The organism is Bacteroides sp. CAG:633 (assembly GCF_000435115.1).
In the GTDB taxonomy this organism is placed as follows: domain Bacteria; phylum Bacteroidota; class Bacteroidia; order Bacteroidales; family Bacteroidaceae; genus Bacteroides; species Bacteroides ndongoniae.
Genome location: NZ_FR883111.1, coordinates 1 through 6,547, shown reverse-complemented (window position 1 = coordinate 6,547; position 6,547 = coordinate 1). Strand labels below are relative to the sequence as shown.

Genomic DNA, 6,547 nt, shown 5'->3' with positions numbered 1-6,547 from the left:
GTCGAGTTCAGACCTCACATTCGGGTCGGCCATCCGTGCGGTGAAGTCGCCCATGATGAGCGGGCGGTCGTAACTGCGGATGACGTCGTAAGGGATGTAAGTAGCTTCGGGATTGTCGAAAATGACGCGCACTCCATTCTTTTCGTCCGTTTTCATGGCTCCGGAGGTTTGCTCCAGATAGCCTACCGAACGGTTCAGAATGGTTGTTTTTCCTACACCGTTGATGCCCGAAAGGATATTGACATCGGGACGAAGGTCCCAGGCAATGTCGTAACGGTGCCACAGGCCGTGGATTTCGATACGTCGTATATAGTCAGCAGGTATTTCCATGATATTCTCTGTTTTATTGCAAACAAAGATACGGAAAGTCGAATACAGAAAAAACAAGCTTGCTTGATTTTTTTGCTGAAACACATCCTAACTTACCTAAAGATAATGAAAGAGATTAATAAAGTTATTAACCTGACAATGATTTTATTGAGAAAAGATGTCCGGATGCCCTATATACAACGAAAGCCGGGAGGCAACGGCCTCCGAAGAAACCGAGCCTCCCGAACAGACTTCAGAGAGAATTGTAGGTAAAGAATATGAATTGGTTAAAGTATAAGATTTATTCGATGTAGCTGTCCAGTGCACCGTTGTAGTCCACTTCTTTGGCCGGATAGACCCACGTCCAGTTGTTGCTGTCTTCGGGCTTCAGAGTTATGGCAAACTGAGCATGGAAGCTGCCTTCGGGATAGGCATGACGCACTACCGGCTGACGCCAGCGCTTATGGTCGAACCAGTCGAAGCCTTCGCCCCAAAGCTCAATGCGGCGATAAAGTTTCACCTCTTCGAGCAATTGGTCGCCGCTTTTGTCGCAGGTGTATTGCGGATTGCGGCCACTGTCCTTTATCAAGGCTTGCAGAAGGGCTTGTGTCTCTTTATCTTTTCCTCCCAGATGGCAATTAGCTTCAGCTTCAATCAGATACATCTCTGCCGAACGGAAATGGTTCAGTTGTCCCACTCCGGGCTGACTTGTACAAAGAAACTTGAACTGCATATAGGCAAATATCTGGCTGGTAGAGTAGATTTTGTCGGCATACTCCTTGCGGGCACGTTCCAGCATAGGTCCGCTGGTGGCACTGCCGTTGGCTGTATTGTAAACATCGCCCTCGCGGGGAGCAAGGAACATGTTACGGCGTACATCGGTTTCGGGGATGCGGTCGTAGAGCTCTTTACTGATGGCACAAGGGTATGCACGGCAAATGCTGGCACTGGAATTACTGCCCTGGAAAGCAAAGAAAGAAAAATAGTAAAGTGTCTGGTCGGGAGCACTATAGCTACTCCATATCCACTCACTGTTGGGGGTGCTGAAGCCGCCGTCCACATAGTCGGCATTGCTCATCAGCGGATAGTCTTTACGGGCCAGTGGAGCATACTTGGCAGCCGAAGCCCAGTCTTCACGCGTCAGAGCAGCACGGGCATAGACAGCATAAGCTACCGCAAGGTCGGGACTGTGGTTGTCGCCACGGTCGCGCGTCAGCTTGCTGCGGGTATAAGCGTCGATGGCGGCATCGAGATCGGTGTATATCTGCTGATAAACCTGTGCCAGGGTTGATGCTGGCAGATCGCCGTCGGACGTATCGAGCCTCAATGGTAGTCCGCGCGAAGCTCCCTGATTACTGTCGGCCCAGCGGTGGCAATAGAGCTGACTGAGCATCAGATACGAGTAAGCCCGTATGGTGAGTGCCTGTGCGCGGATAAAGTCGCGTTCAGCATCTGTACCGGCAGCATTGCCTATGTTGACAATGATGCGGTTGGCATTGCCTATCAGCTTATAATAATAGAACCAGGGATAGTAGCAATAGAGCGAAGTACTACGTTCCATATAGGTAGCGTTGATGATGTTGGCCCAGCCCGTCAGGTTACACTTCTGGAAGTCGTTGCCCGGATAGTTGCCATACCAGGTTTTGATAGTACCTTCGCCGTTGACTCCTTGCTGACCCAGGTACTGTTGGGTCATCATCAGGCAAAGACCGTTGACGGCCATACGGGCATTTTCGGTCGTTTCGAAGACGGTGCCCGTATCGGTAGACGACTGGGGCAACGTGTCGAGGTAGTCGGCCGAACAAGCGGTAAGCAAGGCCGAAGCTACGGATATGCAGAGAATATTTTTCAGTTTCATATCGTATATGTTTTTTATCTGAAGAAGGTTAAGAAGTCAAGCCGGCTGTTTTCAAAAAGCAATAAGAAATTATCAATCAAGGATGTAAAGGCCCGACTCCTTAACTCATCTTCTGTGTAATGAATATACATTATTAAAGTTTCACACTTACTCCTACCGAGAAGATACGCGGTGTTACCAGGTAGTTACCTTGTCCGCCGGAGAACGACTGCTGAGGATTCATACCCTGACGGGCGGTAAAGGTCCAGAGATTTTCACAAGTCACGTTCAACCCTACAGCCTGCAGGCCGATATGATCGACCCAAGTTTGCGGCAAGCGGTAAGACAGGGTCAGATTCTTCACTACCAGATAGTCGGCCGAAGTAAGCCAGCGGGAAGAAACGGCGTTGTTGTCCGAACTCAACATGCTGTTGATCTGCGGTATACCGTCTTTCCGAATACGGTTGGGCGAATTTTCGTCCATGCCTTCGGGCGCTTGTGTCCACGACTTCATAATATCAGAGTGGTAGTTGCTGGGGCTGGTACCGGTACTCATCAGCGACTGGTAAACGCTATCCATCGTCTTACCTCCCAACGAATAGGTGAAGAGGGCGGAAAGCGTGAGCGACTTGTAGCTGACCGTACCCGTGAAGCTGCCATATACGGTAGGCAGAGCTGAACCGTGAAATTCGCGCTGACCGTAAGTGGTGTTGGTGACATAAGGCACTCCGTTTATCACAGTTGCCTTGCTGGTAATGTCGGTACCGGTCTGCTTGTTACCCAGTGTAGTACCGTCGGACAGTTTGACGTAATAGTCCTCCAGATTGGCTTTGTAGAGGGAATTACCGGTCAATTGGTCTACTCCTTCGAACGTATAAGTGTAGAACTCGTAACGGCTGCGACCTTCCACAATCTTGTATGCACCCGATATGATACCATCCTTGTTCTGATCGGGTAGTTTCACAATTTCATTTTTCAGGAAGGTGGCATTGGCAGCCAGGTTGACGGTCCAGTTCTTGTTACGGAAGACGTCAACGTCGGTATTGATCTCAACACCACGGTTGGAGATAGTACCCAGATTGCGCGTCACGGTAGCTTCGGCTGCTGTCGAAGAAGTGGCTCCTGCCGAAAGGGGCAGATAAATGTCGAACAACAGGTCTTTGTTTCGCTTGTCAAAGTACTCTACGCTCAGGTTCCAACGGTCGAACAAACGTGTCTCGACAGCCACGCCATAGGCCTCGCCCGTCTCCCACTTCAGGTCGTAAGAGTCGTTCTGGCTCAGGAAAAGGGCTCCTTTGTGAGCATTCTGCGCTACCGAATAAAGGCTCATGTAGCCATAGTAGCCGGCTCCTGCATCGTTACCTACCTGACCGTAGTTGGCACGCAGCTTCAGGTCGTTCACCCAGCGTACGTCTTTCATAAAGTCTTCTTCGCTGATTATCCAGTTGGCTCCCACACTGCCGAAGTTACCCCAACGGTTATCGGGATGGAAGCGTGAGGAACCATCACGACGGAAAGACACTTCCAAGTTGTAGCGGTCGCGGAAGTTGTAGCGGATACGTCCCAGATAACTCTCTGTACGATAATTGTTTTCGTAACCATCGAGACTGGTGATTTCGGTAAAGTTACTGTAGTTGGGACGGTCGGGGAATATCTGCGACGTCTTGAAGCCATAAGTATAATCGTAGTTATACGAGAAATTCTCGTGAGCCACCAGCACATCGAACAGATGCGCACCGAAAAGGTGAGTCCACTTCAGTTGCTGCTGGAAGGTATAGCTCTTGTAACGATAGGACTCGCGTTTGGCACGTCCGTTACTGCCTTTTCCGTTACCGATGATGGCATTGTCGTACGAACTGTTTTCCGAATGGCTCAGACTCATGTCCCCTTTTACGGTGAAAGTAAAGTCGCGCAGGAACTTGACATCCATATAGGCGATGCCCTGCAGGGTGTTGCGTACTGTCTGATTCTTGTCCAGCTCGTTTTCCCATACCACATGACGGTCCTGGTACTGATTGCGTGTGGCTATTTCCACATCCTGCTCGTTGGTATAATAACCGGGATCGTACTGGCGCTGACCATTGACCAGGCGGTAGGAGCCGTCAGGGTTGTGCAGATGTACGGGATAGATGGGGGCTATCTGACGGCAATACATAAAGGCGTTTGTAAAAGAGGCACCTTCGTCGCCTGTGGTAATCTTCGAATTCTGATGGCTGCCCGACAGGTTAACACCAGCTTTAAGCCATTCTACCGGATTCAGATTGACCGATACGCGTGCCGAAAGGCGGTCGAAACTTGAATTGCGCACATAGCCTTCTTCGTCCAGATAACCCAGTGAGAAGTAATAGTCGCTCTTCTCGCCGGCAGCGTTTCCGCTGAACATATACTCCTGACGATAACCGTTGCGAATGGCTGCTTTATACCAATCAAGGTCGTCGGCATAGCCGGGAAGCATCTGTACACCTTCAGCCAGACGGCCCGATGCGTCAAACAGTTCCTTATCGGGTTTATTGAAAATATTCAGGTAAAGCTGTTCGCTGATCAGGTTTTCGCTGGCATAGCGTGCTGCTTTGGCCGGATCGTCGCCAGCCGAAATACGTGCATTGCGCAGGTTTTGCCAACTGGCTTCCATAAACTGGCGGACATCGGTGCGGGCATATTCCTTGATGCCCCGCGAGTAAATACCCTGATTGACTTTCAGCTCGAAACTCAGTTTGCCAGCTGTGCCCCGTTTGGTGGTAATCAGAATGACTCCATTCGAAGCACGGTTACCATAGAGGGCGCACGAAGCTGCGTCCTTCAGCACCGAAAGGCTTTCAATATCAGCAGGATTGATGTCGGCAATGCTTCCGCTGAAGGGTACTCCATCCACCACATAGAGGGGCGAACTGGAGCCGTTCACCGTTCCGATGCCTCGGATGCGGATGTCGGGCGTACTGCCCGGTGCGCCGTACGTGCTGTTGATTTGTACTCCCGAAGTGCTTCCTTCGAGTGCCGAAGTGACGCTCGACGTAGGACGCATTTCAATCTGTTTCTGGTCGACGGACGAGATAGCTCCCGTCAGCGACGAACGTTTGGCGGTGCCATAGGCCACGGTGACAAGTACTTCGTCCAGTACTTGCTGATCGCTTTCCAAAACCACTTCTACATACTCACTTACAGGCACTTCGCGCGTCTTCATGCCCACAAACGAAACGACCAGCGTCTGTGCTGATGCAGATACGCCGTCCAACTGAAATTTTCCTTCTACATTGGTGATAGACCCTTGCGAAGTTCCTTTCACCAATACCGAAGCGCCGATTACCGGTTGTCCGTCCTCGGCCGAGGTGACAATACCCGTCACCTGCTTAGTTTGTGCCCGAAGCATTCCCGCTCCCAGGCATACAAACAGGATCAATAACAAAACTCTCTCTTTCATAAAAAATCACATAACGTATAATGGTTAATTTGTATGTTTTCCATGCCCTTGTTTGTCCCTGTTTTACGATGTCTGTAAGTGGTTTGAGCCGTGCAAGTGTCGCTCGTGAGCCGTGCAAGTGTCGCTCGCGAGCCGTACAAGTGTTGTTCGCGAGCCGTGCAAGTGTTGTTCACAAGCCATGTATGCAGTAGCGATTATCGGTGGCAAAAATAGGGTATAAAGCACAAGACACCAAGGATACTTGATGTACATCAAGAAAGTCGTAAACAATCTAATAATCAATGATTTAAAGTAAAAAACAGATGTACACACCATGTACAAACGCTGTTAAAGACCCGACAAAGCCATTGATATCACCTTCTGCTTATCGACATTTCTCTTCTTTTCAAGATGCCCGGCCAGATTGGAGAATCTACTCTTTCATTATATAAATATCAAGCCGGATATTCTGCGAATCTCTCTACTGAGAAACTAAAAAGTAGAACAAGGTTCATTATAAATGCATTTATCAAAGTATTGAATGGTAACTGTCCAATAACATCGTTTACTCCTGATAGCTTCCCTAAATTTATAAGCCCAACCAGTTAGGCTATACAAAGAATATTACTACATTCTTCTTTTTAGCTATCATTCCGATAGAGAGTCTGCAAACAAACGAACTCGTCATCCTATATCCTTACATCCTTTTAGGTATTGGTGTTAATTTGGAGTGTCAACCACATTATATCGTCCACCTTTCTAGCACTTATCCTCACAGATAATGAATGTTTTACGTTCTTCTTTACTGGTATCGAAAAGTGGTGTCAGATACAGTTCCGCACTATTTCTATTTCTTTCAGTAAAAATAGAATGCTTTGAATATTAAACACTTACTCATTGGCTCAAATTTATCTTTTCTACAACACACTTGCTCGACTCTCTTTCTACATAATTATATTCTGCTGATTATCAGTAAAATACCATCGAAACCTATTTAGGAAATA

General features: G+C 48.6%; 2 protein-coding genes and 1 pseudogene. All 3 read right to left on the bottom strand.

Annotated features, from left to right (window positions below; translation table 11 throughout):
* Positions 1-330, bottom strand: a pseudogene (locus tag QVP67_RS11605) (AAA family ATPase); the annotation flags it as partial.
* A 280-nt stretch (positions 331-610) separates the two neighbouring features.
* Positions 611-2,167, bottom strand: coding sequence for a RagB/SusD family nutrient uptake outer membrane protein (locus QVP67_RS11600; RefSeq protein WP_022163732.1), 1,557 nt, complete (start codon positions 2,165-2,167; stop codon positions 611-613).
* A 133-nt stretch (positions 2,168-2,300) separates the two neighbouring features.
* Entirely contained in the window at positions 2,301-5,564 is a 3,264-nt protein-coding gene (locus tag QVP67_RS11595) for a SusC/RagA family TonB-linked outer membrane protein (protein ID WP_022163731.1), read from the bottom strand.
* Between the last annotated feature and the right edge of the window lie 983 nt (positions 5,565-6,547).

Bases quoted from the DNA above. Each gene is read 5' to 3' on its own strand.
- QVP67_RS11600 (WP_022163732.1), bottom strand. From the start codon at position 2,167: ATGAAACTGAAAAATATTCTCTGCATATCCGTAGCTTCGGCCTTGCTT.
- QVP67_RS11595 (WP_022163731.1), bottom strand. From the start codon at position 5,564: ATGAAAGAGAGAGTTTTGTTATTGATCCTGTTTGTATGCCTGGGAGCG.